This window comes from Vreelandella zhuhanensis (assembly GCF_009793355.1).
GTDB lineage: Bacteria > Pseudomonadota > Gammaproteobacteria > Pseudomonadales > Halomonadaceae > Vreelandella > Vreelandella zhuhanensis.
Genome location: NZ_WTKP01000003.1, coordinates 172801 through 197017, shown reverse-complemented (window position 1 = coordinate 197017; position 24217 = coordinate 172801). Strand labels below are relative to the sequence as shown.

The following is a 24217-nucleotide window of genomic DNA, read 5'->3' as shown; positions in this document are numbered from 1 at the left end:
TCTTCCCCTCAGCAACATTTCCTTTTCTTATTTCGATCTTTCAACATAACGGATATCCATGGCGCAATACGTTTTTACCATGAACCGGGTCGGCAAGGTCGTGCCGCCCAAAAAGCAAATTCTCAAGGACATTTCCCTGTCGTTCTTCCCCGGCGCCAAGATTGGCGTACTGGGCCTTAACGGCTCGGGCAAGTCTACCCTGCTGCGCATCATGGCCGGTGTCGACAAGGAGTTCGAAGGCGAAGCACGGCCGATGCCGGACCTCAATGTCGGCTACCTGCCCCAGGAACCGGAACTCGACGACGGCAAAAACGTCCGGGATACCGTCGAGGAAGCCTTGGGCGCGATCAAGGAAGCTCAGGAAAAGCTGGATGGCGTCTACGCCGCCTATGCCGAGCCGGATGCCGACTTCGATGCCCTGGCTACCGAGCAAGGGCGTCTGGAAAACATCATCGAAGCGGCCGATGCGCATAACCTCGAGCGCAAGCTGGAAGTCGCCGCCGAAGCTCTGCGTCTGCCGCCCTGGGATGCCAAGGTGGGCACCCTTTCCGGGGGTGAACGCCGCCGTGTGGCCCTGTGTCGCTTGCTGCTTTCCAGCCCCGACATGCTGCTGATCGACGAGCCCACCAACCACCTGGATGCTGAGTCGGTTGCCTGGCTCGAGCGCTATCTGCACGATTATTCGGGCACCGTGGTGGCGATTACCCACGACCGTTATTTTCTGGATAACGTTGCCGGCTGGATTCTGGAGCTCGACCGTGGCCAGGGCCTGCCTTTCGAAGGTAACTACACCAACTGGCTGGAAACCAAGGAACAGCGTCTCGGCCAGGAAGCCAAGCAGGAGGCTTCACGCCAGAAAGCCATTCGCCAGGAACTCGAGTGGGTGCGCAGCAACACCAAGGGACGCCAGGCCAAGAGCAAGGCGCGCCTGAATCGCTTTGAAGAGATGCAATCCGGCGATTTCCAGAAGCGCAATGAAACCAACGAAATCTACATTCCGCCCGGCCCGCGCCTGGGCGACAAGGTCATCGAGTTTCATGACGTCGCCAAGCGCTTCGATGACAAGGTCCTCTACGAAGACCTGTCCTTCAGCGTGCCGCCCGGTGCGATCGTGGGGATTGTGGGGGGCAATGGTGCCGGCAAGTCCACCCTGTTCAAGCTGATTACCGGCCAGGAACAGCCCGATGCCGGTGAAGTGGTGGTCGGTGATACCGTCAAGATCGCCTACGTCGAGCAGCTGCGCGACGCCCTGGATGACAAGCAGACGGTGTGGGAAGCGGTGTCCGACGGTCAGGATCTGCTCAACATCAACGGCTACGAAGTGCCTTCGCGCGCCTATGTAGGCCGCTTCAACTTCAAGGGCAACGACCAGCAAAAGCGTCTGGACGAGCTTTCCGGTGGTGAGCGTGGCCGCCTGCAGCTGGCTCAGACCTTGAAGCAGGGCGCCAACGTGCTGCTGCTGGATGAGCCCTCCAACGACCTGGACATCGAGACCCTGCGCGCCCTGGAAGAAGCATTACTCGCCTTCCCCGGCTGCGCCATGGTGATCTCCCACGATCGCTGGTTCCTGGACCGCATCGCCACGCATATTCTGGCGTTCGAAGGCGATTCTCAGGTGGTGTTCTTCGACGGCAACTACACCGATTACGAGGCGGACCACAAGAAGCGTGTCGGCAATGACTCGCCCAAGCGCATGAAGTACAAGCGTATCGATGCATGATGCTAACTAGCAATAACTACGCTTGACTGAAAAAGGCCCCGGAGGGGCCTTTTTTGTTTCCACTTGTTTCAACTTCTGCTGCTTTCGACTTTCTCTGCCTGGCGGCTAAAGCCGATAGACGCTTTTGGTCATGACCTTGGACATCAGGGACATGCCCAGTTTTACCGGCGCGGGAAAGCGTGCGCCCCCCGCTTCCAGCGCCAGCTGGGCGTGGTGGGCTTCATCGATCGCCATCTGTTTGAGAATCGCCCGAGAACGCTTGTCGGCTTGCGGCAAGGTTTTCATGTGTTCTTCCAGATGCTTTCCCACTTGATCTTCGGTGGCGGCGACGAATCCCAGGCTGATCTTGTCACCGATGGCGCCCGCCGTGGCGCCTATTCCGAACGAGGCGGCGTAGAACAAGGGGTTGAGGTAACTGGTGCGCCCTTCCAGCTCCTGCAGCCGCTGGTCGCACCAAGCCAGATGGTCGATTTCTTCCTGGGCGGCCTCTTCCATCTGGCCGCGCACCTTGGGCAACTTGGCGGTCATTCCCTGCCCCTGATACAGCGCCTGGGCACAGACTTCACCGGTATGGTTGATCCGCATCAGCCCCTCGGCATGGCGACGCTCCTGCTCATCAAGCGGTTCTTCGGCCAACTTCCCGGCGGGATTGGGCCGATACGGCTGCGCCGCACGCGGCACCAAGGTGCGCAACACGGTATCGAATTGATGAATAAGATTATCCGTACGACTGAGATTACGACGCATGGCGATTGCCTCCCTTGATGAGCATGACGCCCTTTAACCGGCGGGCCAGGTGAATTGCCGGCCTCCCATAAGGTGCATGTGAAGGTGAAAGACCGTCTGGCCGCCCTTTTCGTTGCAGTTCATGACCACCCGATAACCGTCACCGGCAAAGCCGTGATCCTTGGCCAGCTTGGCGGCGGTGTATTGCAGCCGACCGATGGTTTCAAGATCGTCTTCCTCGATATCGTTCAGGGTGGCGATGTGCTTTTTGGGAACGATCAGGATATGCGTCGGCGCCTGGGGCGAGAGGTCGTCAAAGGCCAGTACCTCGTCATCTTCATAGACGATATCCGCGGGTATTTCCTGATTGATGATCTTGCAAAACAGACAATCCATGAAAAAATCTCCTTGTGTTGCATGTCGTTGCGTTATTGGCTGGCTGCCAAAATCGGGTCTCTCAGCGAAACCGGCGCTGGGCGAGAAGATGGCGTACCAGCGGTGCCAGGATCAACTCCATGGCCAGCGATAAACGTGAGCCCGGCACGACCAGCGTATGCGGCCGCGTCATGAAGGCATCCTTGATCATTGCCAGAAGCCACGGAAAATCCACGGTGGAGGGGTCGCGAAAACGAATCACCACGAAGGACTCGGCATCCGTGGGAATGTCCTGGACCTCGAAGGGATTCGAGGTATCCACGGTGGGTACCCGCTGAAAGTTGATGTGGGTGCGTGAAAACTGCGGCTGAATGTAGCGCACGTAGTCGTCCATGCGCCCCAGAATGGTATCGATCACCGCTTCCTGCGAATAGCCGCGCAACTTGGTGTCGCGGTCGATCTTCTGGATCCACTCCAGGTTCATGGTCGGGGCGACACCCACCAGCAGGTCCACGTGTCGAGCAATATCATGCTCTTCGGTTACCAGCCCACCGTGGAGCCCTTCATAGAACAGCAGGTCGGTACCACAGGGCAGCCCCTGCCATTCGGTAAAGGTACCCACACGATAGCCGGCTTCGATCATCTGCTTGTCTTCGGCATGGATATAATGCCGAAAGGTGCCGGTCCCCTGCTCCCCGTACTCGATGAACAGGTTTTCCAGTCGATCCAACTGGTTGGCTTCCACGGCAAAATGCGAAAGCTCGTGCTTGCGCTCGGGTTCTTCGCGAAAGATACGGTGAAGATCATCCCGGGTATAGCGATGGAAGGCATCGCCATCGACCACGGCGGCATGCACATCCTCGCGCAGAAACATGCGCTCGAAACTGCGCCTGACCGTGGTGGTACCCGCCCCTGAGGAACCGGTCACCGCGATGATCGGATATTCCCGTGACATCAGGTTTTCTCCGCCTCGGCAAGGACGGCCAGCACTGTCTCTGGAATCGTGACCGGACGCCCCGTTTGTGTATCGACCAACAGCTGGTTGACGCGTGCCGTTGCCACGACTTCACCGTCGCTCTTATCACCAGCACTTTTAACTACGCGGTGATAGATGCTCAACGCCTTGCTTTCAGGGGTGGGAATAGCAGTTTCCACGCTCAGGCTATCCGGCCAACGTGCCTCACTCTGATATTGCACGGCAAGATCCGCCACCACGCTGGGATAGCCATGCATGTCCCATTCGTTCAGCCCCAGTGACGCCAACGCCTGAATGCGAGCTTCATGCAGCAACGAAACCAGGGCATCGTGGCCCAAGTGATGCCCATAGTTCATGTCGGTCACGCGTACCGTCATCGGGTGACGATGGAAAACCGCCTCATGGGGAAATACCAGCTTCACTCGTTCCATGCTTTTTTCCTTTCAGGCTGCTTCTGGGGACATGAGGCTCGGACGCATGAATTCATGAATCCTTATGCAGGCTTTCACGGGCAATGGCGCGGAACGCGATATCGCGACGATACTCCACCTGCGTCCAGTCGATCTCGGCCACCCCTTGATAGGCCGTTTGCTGCGCCGCAGAGACGCTTTCGCCCAGCGCCGTGACACACAGCACCCGGCCTCCGGCAGCCACGACATCCCCTTGGGCATTTTCCCGGGTTCCCGCATGGAATACCTTGCAGCCGGTTCCGATAATATTATCCAAACCGTGAATAACGTCGCCCTTGCGGTAGTCGCCCGGATACCCTCCCGCCGCCATGACCACCCCCACGGCCGCACGCGGGTCCCACTCACAATGCTTACCTTCCAGCTTCCCTTGAGCACCTGCCAGGCAAAGTTCGGCAAGGTCCGAACGCAGGCGCAGCATGATCGGTTGGGTTTCCGGGTCACCGAAACGGCAGTTGTATTCGATTACCTTGGGGTTGCCTTGCTTATCGATCATCAGCCCGGCATAAAGGAATCCGGTATACGGATGACCTTCGGCGGCCATCGCTTCAACCGTGGGCAGGATGACCTGCTTCATGATGCGTCGATCAACCTCGGGGGTGATCACCGGCGCCGGTGAATAAGCCCCCATGCCACCGGTATTGGGACCGGTATCGCCGTCATAGGCACGCTTGTGATCCTGACTGGTCGCCATGGGCACTACATGTTGGCCATCCACCATGACGATAAAACTGGCTTCCTCGCCTTCAAGAAATTCTTCGATCACCACCCGTGCCCCGGCATCACCGAAGGTATTGGCTTCCAGCATGTCGCGAATCGCCGCTTGCGCTTCGGCTTCGCTCATGGCGACGATCACACCCTTGCCGGCGGCCAGCCCATCGGCCTTGATCACAATTGGTGCGCCCTGGCGCTTCAGGTATTCAAGGGCGGGGGCCACCTCGGTAAACGTCTGATAATCGGCACTGGGAATATGATGGCGAGCCAGGAAATCCTTGGTGAAAGACTTGGATCCTTCAAGCTGAGCGGCCGCCTGGGTGGGGCCGAAAATAGCCAGCCCGGCCGCTTGAAAACGATCCACGACACCTTCCACCAGTGGCGCTTCGGGACCGACGATGGTCAGCCCCACCGCTTGAGAGCTAGCAAAATCCACCAGCACATCGAGGTCAACGGCTTGAATGGCGACATTGGCAACCTTCGGCTCGTGCTCGGTGCCGGCATTACCTGGGGCGACGAACACTTGCTCGACATTTTTCGACTGGGCTATTTTCCACGCCAGTGCATGTTCGCGGCCACCGCCGCCAATAATCAAAACCTTCATGTCTTTCCTTCTCGACCTGGGAAGCTGTCAATGCGTTGCAGCATTATGCCACAGCGTAGGCGGCCTGGCTCGATCGCGCCATAGGACGGGGAAACCTGGCTCAACCAGGCGTTTTATCATTCTTTTCAGGTTTTTCAGTCTCGTCAGTGCTCTCATTCCGATTATCGGGCGCGTCTTTTTCGATGGCGTCCTGGTCCGTCTTGTTGAAGGTCTTTTTCCAGAAGTGCATATTCTCTTCCGCCAGATCACGCATGACCTCTATTGGCGAATTACGCACCGCCTGCTTCCATTGGTCTTGCATGCGTTTTTGCTGCGACAGCATCAAACGCGTGCCCTGCTCCAGGTAGCGTGACAAGGGCAAGGGCGAGGTCATGTCATAGACCCGAATCAACTGCGCCAGAAGGTCATTGGAGAATACCTCGGATTCACCGTCGCCCTGTTCCTGTTCGATGATGATCGAGAGCAGAATGGTACGCGTCAGGTCTTCACCGCTTTTGGCGTCTTCCACCCGAAACGGCTCTTCCTCAAGGATCAAGTGACGCAGATCTTCTAGGGTGACATAGCGGCTTTGCTGGGTGTCGTACAACCTGCGATTGGCATACTTGCGAATTACGCGCACTGCGCATCTCCTTTGAAGCAATAGAGCTTTTTAGCCCGATGCTGGTATTGTGCCTGCAACACACGCCCATGCAAGCAACCGCTGACAATTCCCCGGCGGCATAGGCGCATCCCTGTCTTTCATTTTTTCCGGAAAAATCGTTTTTCGCCATGAATCTGATATTGATCGACCCAAACGAGCTGGCAAGTCCGACTTCTGCTCGCATCACCGACCCCCGCCGCTTACGCCATTTACATGAGGTGCATCGCGCTCAGGAAGGGGATCGTTTAAGCGTGGGTATCCGGGGTGGCAAAATGGGTAAAGCCATCTTGAGCAAGCTGGATGAACACCAAGCCTGCTTCGCGCTGGAGTCGCTGGATGAGCCTGCCCCGGTAGCGCTGCCGGTCCACTTGGTGCTGGCCCTGCCGCGGCCCCGCATGCTGGCCAGAACCCTGGAGCACGTGACCGCACTGGGGGTCAAGCAACTTACCTTGCTCAATACCCAGCGAGTGGAAAAGAGCTATTGGCAATCTCCAGAGCTGCGCGACGACAAGATCCACCAGCATTTATTGCTCGGGTTGGAGCAAGCCCGGGATACCCAGTTACCCAGCATTCAATTGGCCAAGGGGTTTCGTCCTTTCCTGGAAGACAGCCTGCCCGGCCTGCTGGAAGCTCGCCAAGGGCTTCTCGCCCATCCCGGCATGCCTCGGCCTTGCCCCCGTGGAGTTACTCAGCCGAGCCTACTGCTGGTCGGCCCGGAAGGCGGCTTTATTCCCTGGGAAGTCGAGCAGCTGCTGACAGCCGGCTGCGAGGGCATACATCTAGGCCCGCGTATCCTGCGGGTGGAAACCGCCGTGACCGCCTTGTTGGCGCGGATTTTTTAACGCCGACGCCTAGTCTTTCGACTCATGAGCCACCAGGGGTGCGTCCTTCTCGCAATCGGGTGTCTGCATGAAGGTACGCCGTACATCGAGCAACCCTAGATGACTCAGGGTACGCCGCCCCAGCAAGAGGGGATAATTCATTTCCCCACGGTCACGCAGGCTGAACTGTTCCTCGTAAATAGTGTTGCCCATGCACACCTTCAACAACACCACCGGGCGTTCATCACGCCCGCCGGCGCCGCGCACGGTCAACTCGCGATATAACGGGCGCTCCAGCGTATCGCTGAACGTTTCGCCGCTGGCCTGATTTTCCAGTTTCAAGCGAAAGCGTACCCAGTCTTCGCCATCTTTCTCGAACAGCTCGATATCGCGGGCATCCAGGGAAGACGTCAGGGCGCCGCTATCCAACTTGGCCTTCACTTCTATCCCCCAGGGTTTCAGGGTAGCCTTTTCCACCCAGCCGAAGACCTTTTCCTCGGCTTGCACCGCGCTGACGCTCATGGCGAACAGCGCTATGCCAATGAGGTATGCCAGAGCGCCATGTACCATGCTTCGACCCGAGCTTGTTTTGCCTATCATGCATCGACTCCGTAATGACAGAATTCGTATATCACTTTCACTGTGCCTGGCGTAACCGGGCGAGCAGGCGCTGAGTGGCGAAACCATCGGGGGTCAAACCGTTGTCACGTTGAAAGGTACGTAGCCCGGCCCGAGTATTGGGACCCATGATGCCGTCCGCGCCACCCACCGAATAACCCTGATCATTCAATAGGCGCTGAAGTTCCCGAGTATCCTGGCGACTCAACGGAGCCTGCTCGCGCGGCCAGGACTGTTCGACACCTTCACGCCCGGCAATCGCATCGCTCAGAGTAGCGACGGCCAAGGCATAACTGGTGGCATTGTTGTAGCGTAAAATGGCACGAAAGTTCTGCCCCACCACAAAGGCGGGGCCATCGGCACCGGCCGGCACGATTAACGCCGCACTCTCGAATTCAGGCAGTTCCCCCCGAATGGCACGCACACCCTGGGCAGCCCAGGCGGCGGTGCTCAAGCGTTGGGTCTGGGCGTAATCGAATGTCTCGGGAAGCGCTACTTCCGCCCCCCATGGCTGCCCCGCTTGCCAACCCGCCCGAGCCAGGTAATTGGCGGTGGAAGCCATGACGTCGGGGATGCTTTGCCATATATCACGTCGACCGTCGCCGTCGCCATCCACCGCATAGGCTTCAAAACTCGACGGAATGAACTGGGTATGGCCCATGGCCCCCGCCCAGGAACCCACCATTCGTTCGGCGGCAATATCACCTTGCTCGATGATACGCAGTGCCGCCATCAATTCATTGCGGGCAAATGCCTGTCGCCGGCCTTCATAGGCCAGGGTGGCCAAGGATTCCAGGGTGGAAAAATCACCGAAATTACTGCCGTAATTACTTTCGATTCCCCAGATCGCGACGATAACCTCGGCAGGCACACCATAGCGCCGGGCCATGCGTTCTGCGGTGGCGCCATGGTCGGCGAGTTTTTCGCGCCCGTTATCGACCCGGGTACTGGAAACGGCCGTGTCCAGATAGTCCCAGATCGCCCGAACGAACTCGGGCTGATGCCGATCCAGCTCAATGACTCGAGGCCGGTAACGTAACCCATCGAGAGTCTGGGTGAGGGTCGCTTCATCGATGCCTTCGCTTCGCGCATAAAGGCGAAACTCTCTTAGCCACTGGCTGAAATCGGTGTGACTGACATCTTCGGCTACCTGGGCATCCACTTCGGATAACAGGGCATTGCCGGCCGCAGCCAATGGCGCCAAGGTAAATGTCAGGATGGCCGCAGCACCCAGCACTGAACCGCGCAGGGAAAAACGAATATGGGTTTTACACATAGAAAGGAACCTGTCTTTGATGGGCGACCCTTGACGAGCCGCTCTTGCCGCCCACATAAACCCCAACCGGGAAAATAAAATTAAAGCACGCGATGATCTCGCAGATCGGGTGATCACGCTAGCCCGACAGATACCTTAGCCGCCAGATAACCAACAAATGGGTCAATATCACTACGACCGATAGCAATGAACGCAGCGGCAAATACCATCCGGGAAATCCGGCGCGCCCCTCCCGGCTAGTATCGTAGGCCCAGATCAGTATAAAACCGATAGCCAGCACCCATGCGCCCGTACTGAGGTTCAGGAGAAGGGCCGGCCAGGCGATCAAACTCGGCACCATCGCCAACGCCAGACGCCGACTGATACCAGCCCTTTCGCCAGCGTGATGGCTCAACGCCATGCCCCATTGCACACCGCCCAGAAAGGAAAGAATGACCGCGCTGTAATATAGAAAGGCATATACCGCGATGAGCTGCCATGACGATGGCGCAGTCCATGCAAGAACGCCGGTAACGATGAAGGGAATCAGTCCAGCCAACCCCAAGAGCCAAACTACACGTCTGTCATCAATCATTTTCGCCATGCTGTGTTTCTCTATTTAGCGGATTCGTTCAACCCTTGAGGGCCACACTTCGAGTTCAGGGCAACCAGTGCGCGACATACAGACCGTCCGGATCGTAATGCTCGGCTTGCTTGAGCACGTCGAAGTGGCGATCTTTACGTGGATCACGTCCAATACCGGCAATATAGCGCCAGTTTCCCCAGTTGCTCGCTACATCATAGTCAATCAAACAATGTTCGAACCAGGCGGCGCCCAACCGCCAATCGACATTCAAGTCCTTGACCAGAAAGCTGGCCACGTTCTGACGGGCGCGGTTGGATAACCAGCCGGTACTTTTCAGTTCGAGCATGGCGGCATCGATGAAGGCAACGCCTGTTCTGCCATCACGCCAGGCATTGAAATTGGCGCAGGAGATGGGCAGTTGACGGGAGCCGAACAAGGCGGCCCCTTCCAATCGGGCAGCGTGATAAAAATATTCCCGCCAGAGCAATTCGAAGATGATCCAATAGCTGGACTCATTGGCCCCATGACAGGCTTCCCATCGGCGCACCTCGCCATATACCTGTCGAGCAGAGAGGCATCCCTGCGCCAACCAGGGTGAGAACCGAGTGGAGAAATACGCGCCCAACAAGCCATTCCGGGTTTGTTTATAAGTCGCGACTCCACCTTGGTGCCAGAGATAATCTTCCAGGCGCTTGTGAGCGGCGTCTTCGCCACCCACGTATGCCAACCCCTGACGTGCATCGGGTTGCCAGTCGGCACTTTTTTCACACACCAGCTGGAGCGCCGGAAACCCCCGGGGCGCTTCCGGCCAAGGCGGTAGAGTGATGGGCGCCGGCAAGGCCGAAGGCACTGACCACTGGGCTTCCACTTGGCGGCGAAACGCCGAAAAACTCGTCGGCAAGGCGTGCGAGGCAAAGGGTAGCGATTGCGCCGCAAGCAACAGCCCGCTTTCCACCGTCTGCAGTTCGGTACTCGCGGGAAGGTTGGCGCGCACAGCCGCTTGATAGCGTCTTTCGTCCAGGCCGGCGGTTTGCCGTACACGAATACTGCGTACATTCAATTGCTTGGCAAGATCACCCACTACCTTGTCCGGCGACCCGATGCGTACCAGCAGGTCACTGCCCCGCTTGAGCAATTCGCCGCGCAACGCCATCAGGCTCTGCCATATGAAACGCAGACGCGCTGACCCCATCCGCGCCACATCTTCTTCCTGGAAAAGCGTATTTAGCCAGTGTTGATCCAGAACATAAAGACACAGCAGCTGATCCGGTGCGGTATCGAAGTGAAATAGCGGGTTATCCGCGATACGTAGATCATCCTGCAACCATACGATGTCAGCCGTCATGCCTGTGCCACCGTGCATACTGTTTTCTCCATATCATTTCCCCTGCTGTTGGCTCGTCGCTACGCGTGCTGACCGGTAAATTATTTAACCAAATATATTATATTGTATAATTACTGTACATATATTGCCGTGTAATTACTGTTCAAGAATTGCTTGCAGGCCTTTCTTCAGGCACAAAAAAACCACCCGAAGGTGGCGTATGCAAAGAGCGCTAGCTTGCTACAAACATTTGATTTCAATTACTTTTATCTGATTAGTCCGGATCGGTATCCCGCGGCTGACGCTGGGCATTCTCAACGGTTTCCATGCCGCTTTTGAGTTCATGAGTCAAAGGGTCATAGTTAGGCCTAAGCTCATCTTTTACCGTTCCACACCAGAGTTTCGAGCCCACAAAATAGCCCGCACGGCCAATCACATGGGCCGCTACCGGCGCGGTCATCATGATGAAGATAATGACCGCGAAGGCTCGGGCGACCACCGCCGCCTCGGCAAAGTGCAACGCCACCGCCAGCATGATCAAGGTGGTACCCAGCGTCGCCGCCTTGGTGGTGGCATGCATGCGCGTCAGCAGATCGGGCAGGCGCAGTATCCCCAGGGCCGCCACAAACATGAACGATGCTCCTGCGAGGATCAGCCCGCCCTTTAGAAGCTCAATCATCGCGCGGCCCTCCTCGTTCCAGAAAGCGAGCGAAACCGATCGCCGCCATGAACGCCATCAATGCCATGACGATAGCCACATCGACCAGACTGGGCACATCGGTCGCGATGGCGACCAGCCCGATGATGCCGACCAGAATCGATGAAAATAGCTCCAGGGCCACCACCCGGTCCGGCAGACTGGGGCCGCGAAAAAGCCGCACGAAAGCCAGACACAGTGCCAGTGACATCAACGCCAAGCTCAGCAAGATCAGGGTCGACATGGTGCGCCTCCTTTACATTTACAAGAAGCAATCTACAAGAAGCAATCAGTGAAAAAGCGCCAGCGCCCGACGCTCGAGCTCGGCCAGGCCCTGGCGCAGTTCCACTTCGTCATGCAGAAACATCGCATGAATATACAGCACGCGTCGATCATCGGAGACATCCAGGCTGAGCGTGCCCGGTGTCAGCGAAATCAGATTGGCGACGAAGGCGATCTCGAACTCGGTACGCGCCTTGAGCGGCATGGCAATTACCCCAGGCTTCATGTACCAGGGTGGCGTCACGATGTCATAGGATACCTTGAGATTAGCTACCAGCAGTTCCTTGAAGAAAAAACCAATAAAACAAATCAGCCGGGGCAAGCGTTGGGCATAACCGTCAAGCGCCGGTACCTGGGATTGAATAAGCGCCAGCACCAGATAGCCGAAGATTAGCCCGGCGAGGACATTGCCCCCGCTGAAATCCCCGCTAAGCACGATCCAGGCCAACCCGAGCAGCAAATTCCAGGCAGCTCCGATCATGGCGTTGTCTCCTCTGCCTTGCCGAGCACCGCTTCGATGTAGCGTTCAGGCGTAAGCAGCTCCGCCGCCGAGGCTTCGGCCAGCGCATAGAAGGGTTCGGCATTGAGCCCGATCAGAAGGGTACAGGCGGCCAGGCCCACCGCCGGCGCCGACATCAACCAGAGCTCGCGCTGGCTAACCGCCGGAAAGGGGACGATATCCCCTTCCGGCGGTGTGGCTTTCCAGAACACTTCCGCCCAGATCTTGGTCATCGAATAAAGCGTCAGCAACCCCACCAGCAGCGCGATGAAGGTGACACCGTAGGCCTCGGCCTCGATGGCGGCACGAACCACGATGAACTTGGCAAAGAAACCGGAAAGCGGCGGCATGCCGGCCAGGGATAGTGCCGGGATCAAGAACAGTACCGCCAAGCCGGGATGGCTTTTATACAATCCACCAAGCTTCTTGAGGTCATAACTGCCGCGCAGGCGGTGCACGATACCACTGACCAGGAAGAGGTTCGTCTTCACGATGATGTGATGCATGATGTAGAAGACCCCGCCGATGAGCGCCAGCGGCGTGAACAGCGCCAGCCCCAGAATCATGTAACCGATCTGGCTGACGATATGAAACGACAGGATTCGCCGGAACTCGAACTGGGCCGCCGCCCCCAGCACGCCGGAAAGCATGGTCAACCCCGCCCCCCACAACAGGATCTCATGGGTATAGCCCGGGCTGTGATGGAAGATCAGCGTGAACACCCGAAACAGTGCATAGACCCCCACCTTGGTGAGCAGGCCGGCGAACAGTGCCGAGACCGCCACCGGCGGCGTGTGGTAGGAAGCCGGCAGCCAGAAGAACAACGGAAACGCCGCCGCCTTGATGCCGAAGGCCACCATGAACATCATCGCCAACACATCGACCATACCGTCGTTTTCGAGCGTCGCCAGACGACGGGCGATATCGGCCATGTTGAGCGTTCCCACCATGCCGTAAAGCAGCCCTACCGCGACCAGAAAAATTACCGACGACACCAGGTTGAGCGTGACGTACTTGATGGCGCCTTCCATCTGCGCCTTTTCGCTACCCAGAATCAGCAAGGCGAAGGAAGCCACCAACATCACTTCAAACCAGACATAAAGGTTGAAGATATCCCCGGTGAGAAAGGCACCGGCGACCCCCGCCAGAAGCAGGTGCATCAACGGGAAGTAGCCATAGGCCTCATGCCCCCGGCCCACGGTCGCCAGTGAAAACAATGCCACGGCAAAGCCGATGATTCCGGTGAGCACCACCATGATGGCACCCAGCAGATCGGCGACCAGGCTGATACCGAAAGGTGCCGGCCAGGAGCCCATATGCATCACCAGAATGCCGTCACGATTGACCGTCACCAGCAGCCACAGCGACGTCAGCAACAAGGCCGCCGTACCGCCCACGGCAATCACTCGCTGCACGGCCCTCGAACGCCAGAACACCAATGACAAGGCACCCGAAAACAGCGGGATCAGGATAGGAAGCGCGATTTGCGGGTTCACGTATCGGTATCCTTCATCTTGTCCAGGTCATCGGCCTTGACGATCTCCCAGGCACGACGCACCAGCACCACGGCAAACGAGAGTACGCCGAAGGAAATCACGATGGCCGTGAGCACCAACGCCTGGGGCAAGGGGTCGGCCACGATACCTGGCGGGGCCGTCAGCCCCTGGGGGACCAACGGCGGCGCCCCACGGGTCATCCCGGCGGTAACGAAGATCAGCAGATTGGCAGCATTGGAAAGCAACATCAGGCCAATCACCAGCTTGACGATGGAGCGGCGCAACATCATGTAGATGGCAGCGGCAAAAAGAATACCGATAGCAATCGCCATCAACGATTCCATGGCACCTCCTCGGCACTGTCTCGATGCTCCTCCTGATCGGTTCTCACCAGCGAAGTGATCGCTGTCAGCACCGATCCCAGTACTGTCAGGTAGACGCCGATATCGAAGATCAGCGTGGTGGACGCCTTGAAACCGATAATCGGTACCGTCCACCAATGGGCGGTAAAGAAAGGCTCGCCGTACCACCAGGCAGGCAGTGTCGAGCATATTCCCAGCAACAACCCCGCCCCCACCAGATCCTGAGGCGTCACCTTGAGCATGGCGTGCAGCGAGGCCCTGCCGTAGGCAAAAAGGTAGAGCACGAAGGCTCCCGCCCCCACCAGACCCGCAATGAAACCGCCGCCCGGTTCGTCATGACCCCGCAATAACAGAAACACCGAAAACAGCAGCTGCAAAGGCAGCAACAGGCGTGCCGTCACGTTGAGAATCAAGGTACCTGATCTAATCATCAGTATTCTCCCGGGGGGTCGGGGGATGCCGGGCATCGTAGTCCACGACGTGAAAACGCAGCATGGCGTAGACCCCCATTGCCGCCAAGGCGAGAACGAACATCTCGCCCAAGGTATCCAGTGCCCGGAAATCCACCAAGATGACATTGACGATATTGTGGCCATGCCCAAGCGGCTGGCTGTTGGCCACCATGTAATCGGAAATTCGCGGCAATCGCTCCCCGTTCAATACCGCCAGCATCAGCAGGGTTGTCAACCCCCCGGTGAGCACGGCAACCACCAGGTCACGCAATCGCTCGACAGGCGTGGAGAGGTCGGCAAAGCGTGGCGAGCGAAACAGTACCAGCACCAGCAGAATGACCGTCAAGGTTTCCACCAGCAACTGAGTAATCGCCAGATCCGGCGCACTGAACAGCACGAAGGTCAGGGCGATCGAAAAACCCATGACCCCCAGCGCCGCCACCGCCGCCAGACGCGAACGCATCACGCAGGCCACTATCGCACCGGACACCATCAGCCCCGCCGCCACCGCTTCGTGGAAATACACGTCTATGGACAGCGCTATATTCGGTGAGTGGCGAAACACTAACGCATGGCCGACCAACCCCAAGAACACCAGCAGGGTCATCACCAGATAGTTACGGATATAGCCATTCTGAAGCAGCCGCGTCTGCCATTCTGCCACATTGACCAGGCCGCGCATCAACGCCTCGTAACCGGCTTCCGGGCCACGCGCCATGATCGGCTCCAGGCGTGCCAGTCTGGCGCGCAATGCATGCCAGTAACGAAAAACCAGCACTCCCGCCGCCAGGCTAGCCAGGGAAAGTAACAGCGGCAGGTTGATGCCATGCCACAGCGACAGCTTTACCCCCCTGACTTCACCAAGGCTTATGCCTGTCACGACAGCCGCGACCAAGCCATCCAGCAGCGCCGGGACCAAGCCCAGCAATAGCGACAGCTCGGCCAACAGGACCGGGGCAATCAGCATCGCCGGCGGTGCTTCATGAGGTGTTTTTGGCGTTTCGCGCCGCGGGCCGAAGAAGGGCCGCAAGGCGACGATCACCGCCACCGCCAATGTCAGAAAAGCCGCGATGAATGCCAGTATCAGAATAACGCCTTGATAATGGCTCGCTTCAAGCACCGACTCGAACATCAGCTCCTTGCCCACAAAGCCAAGTAGCGGCGGCAAGCCGGCCAATGAAAGAGCGGCGATGCAAGCCGCTGCGGCAGTCAACGGCATGGCATGCCTTAGCCCGCCCATGGCGGTGACATCTTTGGTGCCGGTTGCATGGTCGAGAATGCCGGCCACCATGAACAGCGCCCCCTTGTAGAGCGAATGCGCCAGCAGGAAAACCACGAAAGCCACCAGGGCACCCTGGGTGCCGATACCCAACAACATTGTCAAGGTGCCCAGTGCCATGATCGTCGAATACGCCAACATTTTCTTGATATGGGTGTGCTGGATCGCCAGAAAGGCGCCGGTCGCCATGGTCAAGGCCCCCACCAGCGACAGGCTGATCACCCAGGTATCGGTGCCCCCCAGGGCGGGATGCAGCCGAGCCAGCAGATAGATACCTGCCTTGACCATGGTGGCCGAGTGCAGATAGGCCGACACCGGCGTCGGGGCGGCCATGGCATTGGGTAGCCAGAAATGAAACGGAAACTGCGCCGATTTGGTGAAGGCGCCAATCAACACACAGATCAGCAGTGCTGTGTAGAGCGAATGCTCGCGCAATACCTCGCCTTGCGTGATGAGCTCGGAAAGTGACCAGCTGCCTCCCGCCACTGCCAGCATGACGAAGCCTGCGAGTAGCGCCAAGCCTCCGCCTGCGGTAACGATTAGCCCTTGGAGGGCCGCTTTGCGTGCAGCAAGGTCGGTGTGGTTGAAGCCGATCAAGAGGTAGGAGGTAATACTGGTGAGTTCCCAGAACACGAACAGGGTCACTAGGTTATCGGCGAGCACCAGACCAAGCATCGACATCATGAAAGCGGTGATCACCACCAAAAAGCGGGGCAGATCTTGATGGCCGCGCAGGTAGTCGCCGCTATACACCAGCACCAGTGCGCCGATCACGCTGATCAACATGGCAAATAGCCAAGCCAGGCCGTCTATCAGAAACGTCAGGGTGATATCGAGCCCCGGCACCCAGGCCCACTCCAACAGCAGCACATTTCCCGCGATGATAGTCGGCCACTGCCACAGCAGCCACAGCGTCAAGGACGCGGGCAACAACGCCATTAGCATAGGTGTTCGAGCACCGAACCAGCGATGCAGCAGGGGCGCCATCCCCGCCACCACAAAACCTCCCAGCACTGCGAGTTGCATGATGCATCCTCCCGGCATGCGCCGATTCGACACCCCCCACTCAAGGCGGCGAATCACAACGACATGAATCACAACTGCAGAAACCCTTACTGTATAGAGCCAAGATGTTGAAAGGCAAGGAGGGAGCCAGAAGCGCTGTTTTACGTTACAGTAGAGCTATCGACGCTGCGGTGAGCAAGACGGTTCTCACCCACCCTTCTTTCGGACCCGTGCAGGATGACTGATCGATGACATTGCTGTGGATAGCCCTGCTGCCCCTGCTAGGGGTACTGGTGCCTGTGCTGACCGCTCGACGCGGTCGGCATTTTTGTTCTCTGGCCACCGCCTTGCTGCCGGCCCTTGCCCTGTTACTGACGCTCGCTCAGTTGCCTGCGCTGAACGCCGGCGAAGCACTACGCTTCTCCGTTGACTGGATCCCCGGCCTGGGGCTGGACCTGGCGTTTCGCCTTGACGGCTTGTCACTGCTTTTCAACCTGCTGATAATCGGCATCGGTCTGTTGATTCTTCTCTACGCGCATTATTACCTGTCGCCGGAGGAGCCTTTCGGACGCTTCTATGCCTATTTGATCCTGTTCATGGCGTCGATGGTCGGGATCGTCATGTCCGACAACCTCTTGCTGCTGTGGCTCTATTGGGAACTTACCAGCCTTTCCTCCTTCCTGCTGATCGGTTTCTGGTCGTATCGCAGCGATGCTCGCAAAGGAGCACGCATGGCCTTGGCCGTCACCGGCGCGGGCGGACTGGCCTTGCTTGCCGGTCTGATATTGCTGGGGAACATGGTCGGCAGCTTCGACATGAATGTGGTACTGGCCAGCGGCGAGCTGATTGTTGCCGACTCTCTTTATCCGGTGATGCTGATACTGGTGCTGCTCGGCGCCTTTACCAAATCGGCCCAGTTTCCGTTTCATTTCTGGTTACCCCACGCCATGGCCGCACCGACGCCGGTGTCGGCCTATCTGCACTCGGCCACCATGGTCAAGGCGGGTATCTTCTTGCTGGCCAGACTGCATCCGGCTATCGCCGGCAGTGAGCTATGGTCGGTCATCGTACCGCTGGTGGGTATCGTCACCATGCTGTACGGCGCTTGGTTCGCCTTGATCAAGACCGACCTCAAGTCCATCCTGGCGTTTTCCACGGTCAGCCATCTGGGGCTTATCACGGTGCTGTTGGGCATCGGCAGTCCCATGGCGGTGCTCGCCGCGCTCTTTCATATACTCAACCATGCCACCTTCAAGGCGGCGCTGTTCATGAGTACGGGGATCATCGATCACGAAACCGGCACCCGCGAGCTTGGCCACCTCGGCGGGCTCAGGCGCGCCATGCCGGTCACCGCCCTGTTGACCACCGTGGCCGCCGCCGCCATGGCCGGGCTACCGCTACTCAATGGCTTTCTCTCCAAGGAAATGTTCTTCACCGAGACGCTGGTCACACCGGTGCTGGGCGGGTTGAGCTGGATAATGCCTGTCCTGGCGACCTTGGGTGGCGTACTGTCGGTGGCTTATTCACTACGCCTGGTATATGCAGTCTTCTTCAAGCCGGCTCGCCAAGCACCGCCGAAATCTCCTCATGAGCCGCCACATCTGATGCGCTTACCCGTGGAATTGCTGGTGGTTCTTTGCGTTCTGGTGGGGATATTTCCTGCCGCCTTGGCCACCGGCCTGCTGGGGCTGGCCACCCAGGCTGTGCTCGGTGAAGCCCTGACGTTCTACCTGGCAGTGTGGCATGGCTTCAATCTGCCGCTGGCCATGAGCTTCGTGGCCATCGTCGCGGGTATTGCTCTCTACTGGCGTCACCCCTACCTGAAAAGTTTTGCCAAAAGCTTCCAGCCGGTGGATGCTCGCCTGGTCTTCGAGAGTGCCATGCAATGCCTGGCTCGCCGGGCGGAAAGCGGCCTGGCCCGCTTCGATGGCGGCTCACTGCAACGTTACATGGGGTTGTTGCTGTTCGCCGCCCTGGTCATGGGCACACTGGGCCTGGCCGGCATGGGAGCCCTTACCGGCAGCCGGGGCAACCAGCCTCTCGACGGGGTACTGTTGCTGGGCGCCGGTCTATTGATCTTCGGTGGCATCGGTACCGTGCTCACCCACCGCCACCGCCTGATATCGCTGCTGATGCTTTCCGTCGTGGGGCTGGTGGTCGCGCTGACTTTCGCGCGATTCTCCGCTCCCGACCTGGCCCTGACGCAGCTGTCGGTGGAAGTCGTCACCATGATTCTGTTGATGTTGGCGCTGTTCTTTCTGCCCCAGAAAACCGCCAGCGAGTCCTCGCCACGCCGCAACCTGCGCGACATAGCCCTGGCCGGCTCCCTAGGCACGGTCATCGCAAGCCTCAACTATGCGGTGCTAACCCGTGACAACGACCCGATATCGGGCTTTTTCATGGAAAACAGCGTGCCCGGCGGTGGCGGTCACAATGTGGTCAACGTGATTCTGGTCGACTTTCGCGGCTTCGATACCCTGGGTGAAATCACCGTACTGGCCCTCGCGGGGCTGGCGATCTTCAAGCTACTCAATCGTCTGCGCTTGTTCATGCCTCACAGCGATAACGAGGGGCGCCTCTGGTCGCCGGACTGCTATCCGATGATCCTGACCACCATTTCCCAGGCCATACTACCTCTGGCGCTGCTGGTCTCGGCCTTCATCTTCCTGCGCGGACACAACATGCCGGGCGGCGGCTTTATCGCCGGGCTGATCACCGCCGTGGCCCTTATCCTGGTCTACATGGCGCGTGGCGTCGAATGGGTCCAGTACCGCCTCGACTTTCCCTACCAACCGGTCGCTATTGCCGGGGTCGCCATCGCTACTCTTACCGGTCTGGGCAGCTGGTTGTTCGGAAAGCCGTTCTTGACCTCGGCTTTCGGCTACTTCCATCTACCGCTGGTGGGTAAGTTCGAATTGGCCACCGCCATGCTTTTCGATTTAGGCGTCTATCTGGCGGTGGTAGGAGCTACCCTCATGATTCTGGCCAATCTGGGCAAGGTCACCACCGCGCACCGCCCGGTCAAGCAACCAGCATCAAGCGATACCGAACGTTCCACCAAGGAGAAACGTTGATGGAAGGCCTCTACGCCATCACCACCGGTGTTCTCACCGCCTGTGGTCTCTACCTGACACTACGCGGACGCACCTTTCCGGTTGTGGTCGGTTTGACCTTGCTCTCCTATGCCGTGAACCTCTTTCTGTTCTCCATGGGTGGGCTGACCACCGATGGGGCCGCTATCGTTGACGGCCCCGCAAGCTATGCCGACCCTTTGCCGCAGGCACTGGTACTTACGGCCATCGTCATCGGCTTCGCCATGACCGCCTTCGTGGTGATTCTCGCGATGCGCGCCCGCAGCGAGGCGGGTAACGATCATGTCGACGGCCGCGAGGAGGAACGCCAGTGATACAGCATTTGATTGTCCTGCCGGTCGTCCTGCCGTTGGTGGCCGGCATTCTGACCTTGCGCCGCCGCCAGGGCGGCACCCGCTCCAAGCGCCTGATCGGCGTGGGCGCGACTGCATTGCTGGTGATGATCGGCATCGCACTGCTGGCCCAAGCCGCCGGCGGCGAAGTAAGCTACTACGCGCTGGGCGGTTGGCAGCCTCCCTTTGGTATCGTTCTGGTGCTCGATCGCCTGTCAGCCTTGATGGTATTGGTGACCGCCGTGCTTGCGCTGGGTGCGGTGGTCTTCGCCTGTGGCGGTGACGACGAGAAAGGCAGCAATTTCCATGGGCTCTTCCAGCTCCAGCTGATGGGCATCAATGGTGCCTTTCTCACCGGCGACCTGTTCAACCTCTTCGTATTTTTCGAGGTCTTGTTACTGGCTTCTTACGCCCTGCTGATGCATGGCGGCGGCAAGGCACGCATTCAGGCCGGGGTGCATTATGTGGTACTCAACCTAGCAGGCTCTTCACTGTTTCTGATTGCGGTGGGCGTGCTCTACGGCGCCACCGGCACTCTCAACATGGCCGATATGGCCGTGCGGATCAGCGAACTCCCTGCCGAACGGGCCGGCCTGGTGACGGCCGGCGCCCTGATGCTGCTGGTGGTGTTCGGCCTCAAGGCCGCCATCCTGCCCCTCTACTTCTGGCTGCCGCGTGCCTATGCCGCGGCTCCTGCCCCGGTAGCGGCGCTGTTCGCCATCATGACCAAGGTAGGTATCTATGCGATTCTCAGGGTCTACTCGCTGCTCTTCGGCGAACAGGCGGGGCCGCTCGCCGGACTGGAACAATCCTGGGTCTGGTGGTTGTCCCTGGCCACCTTGGTAGCCGCCGCCATGGGTATACTGGCGGCACGGGATCTGCGCCTGATGGTCGCCTATCTGGTGTTGTTTTCGGTCGGCACCCTGCTGGCCGGCATCGGCATCGGCTCGGTAGAGGCCACCTCCGCGCTACTCTATTATCTGATTCATACCACCCTGGTGACCGGCGGGCTCTTCCTGCTTGCCGAATTGATCGGTGTGCAACGCGGTAAAGCCGGAACACGGCTGGTGAAAGGCCGCCCTCTCAAACAGGGCGGCTGGCTGGCGGGGCTATTCTTTCTCGGGGCCATAGCGGTGGCGGGCATGCCTCCGCTGTCCGGCGCTATCGGCAAGGCATTTCTGCTGATAGCCGCCGAAGGCACTCAGCGGTTGTGGCTGTGGCCCATCTTGCTGGGCGGTGGGTTGTGCATGATGATTGCCCTTTCCCGCGCCGGCTCCACCCTGTTCTGGCGCAGCCACGGTGAAGCCGCTGGCGAAACGTTACCGCGCCGCCAATGGTTCGGCGTCGTCTGGTTATTGGGCGCATCCCCCCTGCTGGTGGTACTGGCGGGCCCGATCAGCGACTACACTCACGCCACCGCCGTCCAATTGGCCAACCCCCAGAGCATGATTCATGCCCTTCTCGACGGAGAGTCTCGATGATCAAGCCCCGCTCTTGGCTGCCGACACCTCTGTTGTCGATCCTGCTGTTGCTGGTATGGCTACTCATGACACGTAGCATGGCCTTCGGCCAGATTCTGCTGGGGAGCGTACTGGCGATCGTCATTCCTCTGCTTACCTACCGTTTCTGGGATCTACAGCCGCATGTCAGCCAACCCTGGCTGTTGCTGCGCTTCGTTCTGCGAGTACTCGGCGATATCATCGTCGCCAATCTCGAGGTGGCCTGGTTGATCATCAACCCTTGGCGCCGCATGCGTCCGCATTTCGTTGAGTATCCACTGATGGTAAAGAAGCGTTTCACGGTTACCTTGCTGGCCAATACCATCAGCCTTACCCCGGGAACGGTCTCGGCCAACCTGCGCATGGATGGCAAGACGCTGCTGATCCACGCTTTGGATGTGGAGGACGAAGAGGCGCTTATCAATCACATTCGCGAGCGTTACGAGCGACCGCTTATGGAGATATATGAATGCTAGCTATCGCACTCAAGATCAGTCTGGCGCTAGTGATCCTGGCGCTGTTGCTGAATGTCTATCGACTCACCGTGGGTCCCTCGCTTCCCGACCGACTGCTGGCCCTGGACACCATGTACGTCAATTCCATTGCCTTGATTGTGATGATGGGCCTGTGGCTCAACACCAAGACCTATTTCGAGTCGGCACTGTTGATCGCCATGCTCGGTTTCATCAGCACGGTAGCGGTGTGCAAGTACTTGCTACGCGGCGATATCATCGAATAAAAAAGGCCTTGGAGGCTCCATGACGATTAACGTGATTCTTGAGGGCGTGATCAGTTTCCTGCTGATTGCAGGCGGCATCTTCGTATTTATCGGCTCGCTGGGCATGACCCACCTGCGCGACTTCTACATGCGCCTGCACGGCCCCACCAAGGCAACCACCCTGGGCATTGGCTGCATTCTGCTGGCTTCGATGCTGTATTTCTGGGGTGCCCAGGGCAAGCCGGATATCCAGGAAATACTGATTACCTTGTTCTTGTTCATCACCGCCCCGGTCAGCGCGCATTTGCTGGCCAAGACCGGGCTGCACTTGCAGCTGCCTCATGTCGACAAGACCCAAGGCCGGCCTTCGGAGCTGCGCGATGAAGAAATCGGTGACAAGCCGGTGCCGCACCCCGATCAGGGACACGGCTGACAAGCAGGATGGGTAGCGAGAAGGCCAATGTAGTCGTTGATACATTGGCCTTTTCATTGGCTAGAGCCAGCCACCCAGTTCGTTGCGGATAATTGCTGTCAGGGCTGCGATATGATCGTCGCGGTCATTCAGACAAGGAATATAGGTGAAGGTCTCGCCCCCGGCCTCCAGAAAGCTATCGCGGATCTCTTCCTGAATTTCCTCCAACGTTTCTACACAATCCGAGGCGAACGCTGGGGATATCACCGCTATATGTTTCTTGCCCTGCCTGGCAAGCTCCGCCACATAGTCCACGGTAGCCGGCCCCACCCACTTCTCCGGCCCGAACTTGGATTGGAAAGTGGTCACGATCTCTTCATCCGCCATCCCCAGCCGTTCTTTCAACAGGCGCGTGGTCTTCTGGCAGTGACAATGATAGGGGTCGCCTTCCATCAGATAACGCTGGGGCACGCCGTGGTAACTGGCCACCAATTTTTCCGGGCGTGACGCCGTGTTTTCATAGACCTCCCGCACTGAATTGGCCAGCGCCGTGAGATATTCCGGGTGCTCGAAATATGCCGGCACCGTACGAATGGAGGGCTGCCACTTGAGTTTCATCAAGGTGCGAAAGGCCTGATCGTTGGCAGTCGCGGTGGTCGGTGAGCCGTATTGCGGATATAACGGGAAGAACACGATTTTTTCGCAGCCTTGGGCCTGAAGTCGCCGAATCACGCTATCGGTGGAAGGATTGCCGTAGCGCATGCAGAAATCCACCACCACATTATCACCGTAAAGCTCGTGCAGCGCCGTAGTCACTTTCTCGGTTTGCGCACGGGTAATGGTCAATAACGGGCTTTCGTTGTTTTCCATATTCCAGATACTTTTATACGCTTTTCCCGAAGAGAAGGGACGCTTGCTGAGAATGACCAGCTGCAACAGGGGCTGCCATTTCCAATCGGCGTAATCCACCACCCGCTTGTCGGACAGAAATTCACCTAGGTAACGTCGCATCGACCAGTAATCGGTGGCATCGGGCGTGCCCAGATTGGCCAGCACCACACCGACCTTGGTGGGGGCCACCGGCGGGTGGTCGGAGGCGGCATGCGCCAAGCGCCCTGTACCGGGCTGGTCCTTCTCTACAGTCGTGGTCATGCAATACTCCTAGGCAAATACATTATCCGTGACTGAATCTTAGCATTTTTCATCACCGCGGCGGCATAAAGTTATACTATTGACATAATTTGTATAACAATAGACAAGCTTTTG

At 58.4% G+C, this 24217-nt stretch carries 26 protein-coding genes; 8 read left to right on the top strand and 18 right to left on the bottom strand.

Annotated elements, in window-relative coordinates; all coding sequences use genetic code 11:
- The first annotated feature begins 58 nt into the window (after positions 1 to 58).
- Complete coding sequence (gene ettA, locus GPM19_RS05235) at positions 59 to 1720, top strand: energy-dependent translational throttle protein EttA (protein ID WP_160417828.1); 1662 nt, start codon at positions 59 to 61, stop codon at positions 1718 to 1720.
- Positions 1721 to 1825: 105 nt separating this feature from the next.
- Here ettA and coq7 read toward each other — a convergent pair whose 3' ends face one another.
- The 6 genes from coq7 to phaR form a co-directional block, all read right to left on the bottom strand.
- Complete coding sequence (gene coq7, locus GPM19_RS05230; protein WP_160417827.1) at positions 1826 to 2467, bottom strand: 2-polyprenyl-3-methyl-6-methoxy-1,4-benzoquinone monooxygenase; 642 nt, start codon at positions 2465 to 2467, stop codon at positions 1826 to 1828.
- A gap of 33 nt (positions 2468 to 2500) precedes the next feature.
- Positions 2501 to 2842, bottom strand: coding sequence for a histidine triad nucleotide-binding protein (locus tag GPM19_RS05225; RefSeq protein WP_160417826.1), 342 nt, complete (start codon positions 2840 to 2842; stop codon positions 2501 to 2503).
- 61 nt (positions 2843 to 2903) lie between these two features.
- Positions 2904 to 3776 (bottom strand): phosphoribulokinase, encoded by an 873-nt coding sequence (locus GPM19_RS05220; RefSeq protein WP_160417825.1) that lies wholly within the window; start codon positions 3774 to 3776, stop codon positions 2904 to 2906.
- Complete coding sequence (locus GPM19_RS05215; protein WP_160417824.1) at positions 3776 to 4228, bottom strand: acyl-CoA thioesterase; 453 nt, start codon at positions 4226 to 4228, stop codon at positions 3776 to 3778. The genes GPM19_RS05220 and GPM19_RS05215 overlap by 1 nt, the downstream gene beginning before the upstream one ends.
- Before the next feature lie 52 nt (positions 4229 to 4280).
- Complete coding sequence (purD, locus tag GPM19_RS05210; RefSeq protein ID WP_160417823.1) at positions 4281 to 5582, bottom strand: phosphoribosylamine--glycine ligase; 1302 nt, start codon at positions 5580 to 5582, stop codon at positions 4281 to 4283.
- 100 nt (positions 5583 to 5682) lie between these two features.
- Positions 5683 to 6201 carry a polyhydroxyalkanoate synthesis repressor PhaR gene (gene phaR, locus GPM19_RS05205; protein ID WP_160417822.1) on the bottom strand — a complete coding sequence of 173 codons (519 nt, stop codon included), beginning with the start codon at positions 6199 to 6201 and terminating at the stop codon, positions 5683 to 5685.
- A 149-nt stretch (positions 6202 to 6350) separates the two neighbouring features.
- Between phaR and GPM19_RS05200 the strand changes: the two genes are divergently transcribed.
- Entirely contained in the window at positions 6351 to 7064 is a 714-nt protein-coding gene (locus GPM19_RS05200) for a 16S rRNA (uracil(1498)-N(3))-methyltransferase (protein ID WP_160417821.1), read from the top strand.
- Between the two features lie 9 nt (positions 7065 to 7073).
- Here the strand turns inward: GPM19_RS05200 and rloA3 are convergent, their stop codons facing one another.
- The 11 genes from rloA3 to GPM19_RS05145 all read right to left on the bottom strand — a co-directional run bounded on the left by rloA3 (position 7074) and on the right by GPM19_RS05145 (position 16919).
- Positions 7074 to 7565 (bottom strand): retropepsin-like aspartic peptidase RloA3, encoded by a 492-nt coding sequence (gene rloA3, locus GPM19_RS05195; protein ID WP_227842199.1) that lies wholly within the window; start codon positions 7563 to 7565, stop codon positions 7074 to 7076.
- 115 nt (positions 7566 to 7680) lie between these two features.
- Positions 7681 to 8937 (bottom strand): lytic murein transglycosylase, encoded by a 1257-nt coding sequence (locus GPM19_RS05190; RefSeq protein ID WP_160417820.1) that lies wholly within the window; start codon positions 8935 to 8937, stop codon positions 7681 to 7683.
- A gap of 118 nt (positions 8938 to 9055) precedes the next feature.
- The gene (locus GPM19_RS05185) at positions 9056 to 9520 is read right to left on the bottom strand and encodes a DUF3429 domain-containing protein (protein WP_160417819.1); all 465 of its coding nucleotides are present in this window, start codon (positions 9518 to 9520) and stop codon (positions 9056 to 9058) included.
- A gap of 55 nt (positions 9521 to 9575) precedes the next feature.
- Positions 9576 to 10865 (bottom strand): DASH family cryptochrome, encoded by a 1290-nt coding sequence (locus GPM19_RS05180; RefSeq protein WP_227842166.1) that lies wholly within the window; start codon positions 10863 to 10865, stop codon positions 9576 to 9578.
- Positions 10866 to 11100: 235 nt separating this feature from the next.
- Positions 11101 to 11505, bottom strand: coding sequence for a monovalent cation/H(+) antiporter subunit G (gene mnhG, locus GPM19_RS05175; protein ID WP_160417818.1), 405 nt, complete (start codon positions 11503 to 11505; stop codon positions 11101 to 11103).
- Positions 11498 to 11767 carry an MrpF/PhaF family protein gene (locus tag GPM19_RS05170; RefSeq protein ID WP_160417817.1) on the bottom strand — a complete coding sequence of 90 codons (270 nt, stop codon included), beginning with the start codon at positions 11765 to 11767 and terminating at the stop codon, positions 11498 to 11500. The genes mnhG and GPM19_RS05170 overlap by 8 nt, the downstream gene beginning before the upstream one ends.
- 45 nt (positions 11768 to 11812) lie before the next feature.
- On the bottom strand, positions 11813 to 12286 hold the full coding sequence (locus GPM19_RS05165) for a Na+/H+ antiporter subunit E (RefSeq protein WP_160417816.1): 474 nt from the start codon (positions 12284 to 12286) through the stop codon (positions 11813 to 11815).
- On the bottom strand, positions 12283 to 13800 hold the full coding sequence (locus tag GPM19_RS05160) for a Na+/H+ antiporter subunit D (protein ID WP_160417815.1): 1518 nt from the start codon (positions 13798 to 13800) through the stop codon (positions 12283 to 12285). The genes GPM19_RS05165 and GPM19_RS05160 overlap by 4 nt, the downstream gene beginning before the upstream one ends.
- A complete protein-coding gene (locus tag GPM19_RS05155) occupies positions 13797 to 14144 on the bottom strand; it encodes a Na+/H+ antiporter subunit C (protein WP_160417814.1) in 348 nt (115 codons plus the stop codon). Before GPM19_RS05155 ends, GPM19_RS05160 begins: the two co-directional genes overlap by 4 nt.
- A complete protein-coding gene (locus GPM19_RS05150; RefSeq protein ID WP_160417813.1) occupies positions 14132 to 14593 on the bottom strand; it encodes a Na+/H+ antiporter subunit B in 462 nt (153 codons plus the stop codon). The genes GPM19_RS05155 and GPM19_RS05150 overlap by 13 nt, the downstream gene beginning before the upstream one ends.
- Positions 14586 to 16919: a putative monovalent cation/H+ antiporter subunit A gene (locus GPM19_RS05145; RefSeq protein ID WP_160417812.1), complete on the bottom strand. Its 2334-nt coding sequence runs from the start codon at positions 16917 to 16919 to the stop codon at positions 14586 to 14588. The genes GPM19_RS05150 and GPM19_RS05145 overlap by 8 nt, the downstream gene beginning before the upstream one ends.
- A 227-nt stretch (positions 16920 to 17146) precedes the next feature.
- Between GPM19_RS05145 and GPM19_RS05140 the strand changes: the two genes are divergently transcribed.
- From GPM19_RS05140 to GPM19_RS05115, 6 genes are read left to right on the top strand one after another with little or no spacing between them, the layout of a single operon-like run.
- Positions 17147 to 19972 carry a monovalent cation/H+ antiporter subunit A gene (locus tag GPM19_RS05140; protein ID WP_160417811.1) on the top strand — a complete coding sequence of 942 codons (2826 nt, stop codon included), beginning with the start codon at positions 17147 to 17149 and terminating at the stop codon, positions 19970 to 19972.
- Entirely contained in the window at positions 19972 to 20304 is a 333-nt protein-coding gene (locus tag GPM19_RS05135) for a Na+/H+ antiporter subunit C (RefSeq protein WP_160417810.1), read from the top strand. The genes GPM19_RS05140 and GPM19_RS05135 overlap by 1 nt, the downstream gene beginning before the upstream one ends.
- The gene (locus tag GPM19_RS05130) at positions 20301 to 21803 is read left to right on the top strand and encodes a monovalent cation/H+ antiporter subunit D (protein WP_160417809.1); all 1503 of its coding nucleotides are present in this window, start codon (positions 20301 to 20303) and stop codon (positions 21801 to 21803) included. Before GPM19_RS05135 ends, GPM19_RS05130 begins: the two co-directional genes overlap by 4 nt.
- A complete protein-coding gene (locus tag GPM19_RS05125) occupies positions 21800 to 22297 on the top strand; it encodes a Na+/H+ antiporter subunit E (protein WP_160417808.1) in 498 nt (165 codons plus the stop codon). The genes GPM19_RS05130 and GPM19_RS05125 overlap by 4 nt, the downstream gene beginning before the upstream one ends.
- Entirely contained in the window at positions 22291 to 22560 is a 270-nt protein-coding gene (locus GPM19_RS05120) for a K+/H+ antiporter subunit F (protein WP_114486118.1), read from the top strand. The genes GPM19_RS05125 and GPM19_RS05120 overlap by 7 nt, the downstream gene beginning before the upstream one ends.
- 19 nt (positions 22561 to 22579) lie before the next feature.
- Positions 22580 to 22972, top strand: coding sequence for a Na+/H+ antiporter subunit G (locus GPM19_RS05115; protein ID WP_202114701.1), 393 nt, complete (start codon positions 22580 to 22582; stop codon positions 22970 to 22972).
- Between the two features lie 60 nt (positions 22973 to 23032).
- On the opposite strand, the gene hemH is transcribed toward GPM19_RS05115, so the two are convergent.
- Positions 23033 to 24103 (bottom strand): ferrochelatase, encoded by a 1071-nt coding sequence (gene hemH / locus GPM19_RS05110; RefSeq protein ID WP_160417807.1) that lies wholly within the window; start codon positions 24101 to 24103, stop codon positions 23033 to 23035.
- Between the last annotated feature and the right edge of the window lie 114 nt (positions 24104 to 24217).

Bases quoted from the DNA above. Each gene is read 5' to 3' on its own strand.
- GPM19_RS05150 (WP_160417813.1), bottom strand. From the start codon at position 14,593: ATGATTAGATCAGGTACCTTGATTCTCAACGTGACGGCACGCCTGTTG.
- GPM19_RS05170 (WP_160417817.1), bottom strand. From the start codon at position 11,767: ATGTCGACCCTGATCTTGCTGAGCTTGGCGTTGATGTCACTGGCACTG.
- GPM19_RS05155 (WP_160417814.1), bottom strand. From the start codon at position 14,144: ATGGAATCGTTGATGGCGATTGCTATCGGTATTCTTTTTGCCGCTGCC.
- purD (WP_160417823.1), bottom strand. From the start codon at position 5,582: ATGAAGGTTTTGATTATTGGCGGCGGTGGCCGCGAACATGCACTGGCG.
- GPM19_RS05200 (WP_160417821.1), top strand. From the start codon at position 6,351: ATGAATCTGATATTGATCGACCCAAACGAGCTGGCAAGTCCGACTTCT.
- GPM19_RS05115 (WP_202114701.1), top strand. From the start codon at position 22,580: ATGACGATTAACGTGATTCTTGAGGGCGTGATCAGTTTCCTGCTGATT.
- GPM19_RS05145 (WP_160417812.1), bottom strand. From the start codon at position 16,919: ATGCAACTCGCAGTGCTGGGAGGTTTTGTGGTGGCGGGGATGGCGCCC.
- GPM19_RS05225 (WP_160417826.1), bottom strand. From the start codon at position 2,842: ATGGATTGTCTGTTTTGCAAGATCATCAATCAGGAAATACCCGCGGAT.
- GPM19_RS05135 (WP_160417810.1), top strand. From the start codon at position 19,972: ATGGAAGGCCTCTACGCCATCACCACCGGTGTTCTCACCGCCTGTGGT.
- GPM19_RS05190 (WP_160417820.1), bottom strand. From the start codon at position 8,937: ATGTGTAAAACCCATATTCGTTTTTCCCTGCGCGGTTCAGTGCTGGGT.
- coq7 (WP_160417827.1), bottom strand. From the start codon at position 2,467: ATGCGTCGTAATCTCAGTCGTACGGATAATCTTATTCATCAATTCGAT.
- GPM19_RS05180 (WP_227842166.1), bottom strand. From the start codon at position 10,865: ATGCACGGTGGCACAGGCATGACGGCTGACATCGTATGGTTGCAGGAT.
- GPM19_RS05140 (WP_160417811.1), top strand. From the start codon at position 17,147: ATGACATTGCTGTGGATAGCCCTGCTGCCCCTGCTAGGGGTACTGGTG.
- GPM19_RS05165 (WP_160417816.1), bottom strand. From the start codon at position 12,286: ATGATCGGAGCTGCCTGGAATTTGCTGCTCGGGTTGGCCTGGATCGTG.
- hemH (WP_160417807.1), bottom strand. From the start codon at position 24,103: ATGACCACGACTGTAGAGAAGGACCAGCCCGGTACAGGGCGCTTGGCG.
- rloA3 (WP_227842199.1), bottom strand. From the start codon at position 7,565: ATGAGCGTCAGCGCGGTGCAAGCCGAGGAAAAGGTCTTCGGCTGGGTG.
- GPM19_RS05120 (WP_114486118.1), top strand. From the start codon at position 22,291: ATGCTAGCTATCGCACTCAAGATCAGTCTGGCGCTAGTGATCCTGGCG.
- GPM19_RS05215 (WP_160417824.1), bottom strand. From the start codon at position 4,228: ATGGAACGAGTGAAGCTGGTATTTCCCCATGAGGCGGTTTTCCATCGT.
- ettA (WP_160417828.1), top strand. From the start codon at position 59: ATGGCGCAATACGTTTTTACCATGAACCGGGTCGGCAAGGTCGTGCCG.
- mnhG (WP_160417818.1), bottom strand. From the start codon at position 11,505: ATGATTGAGCTTCTAAAGGGCGGGCTGATCCTCGCAGGAGCATCGTTC.
- GPM19_RS05125 (WP_160417808.1), top strand. From the start codon at position 21,800: ATGATCAAGCCCCGCTCTTGGCTGCCGACACCTCTGTTGTCGATCCTG.
- GPM19_RS05185 (WP_160417819.1), bottom strand. From the start codon at position 9,520: ATGGCGAAAATGATTGATGACAGACGTGTAGTTTGGCTCTTGGGGTTG.
- GPM19_RS05220 (WP_160417825.1), bottom strand. From the start codon at position 3,776: ATGTCACGGGAATATCCGATCATCGCGGTGACCGGTTCCTCAGGGGCG.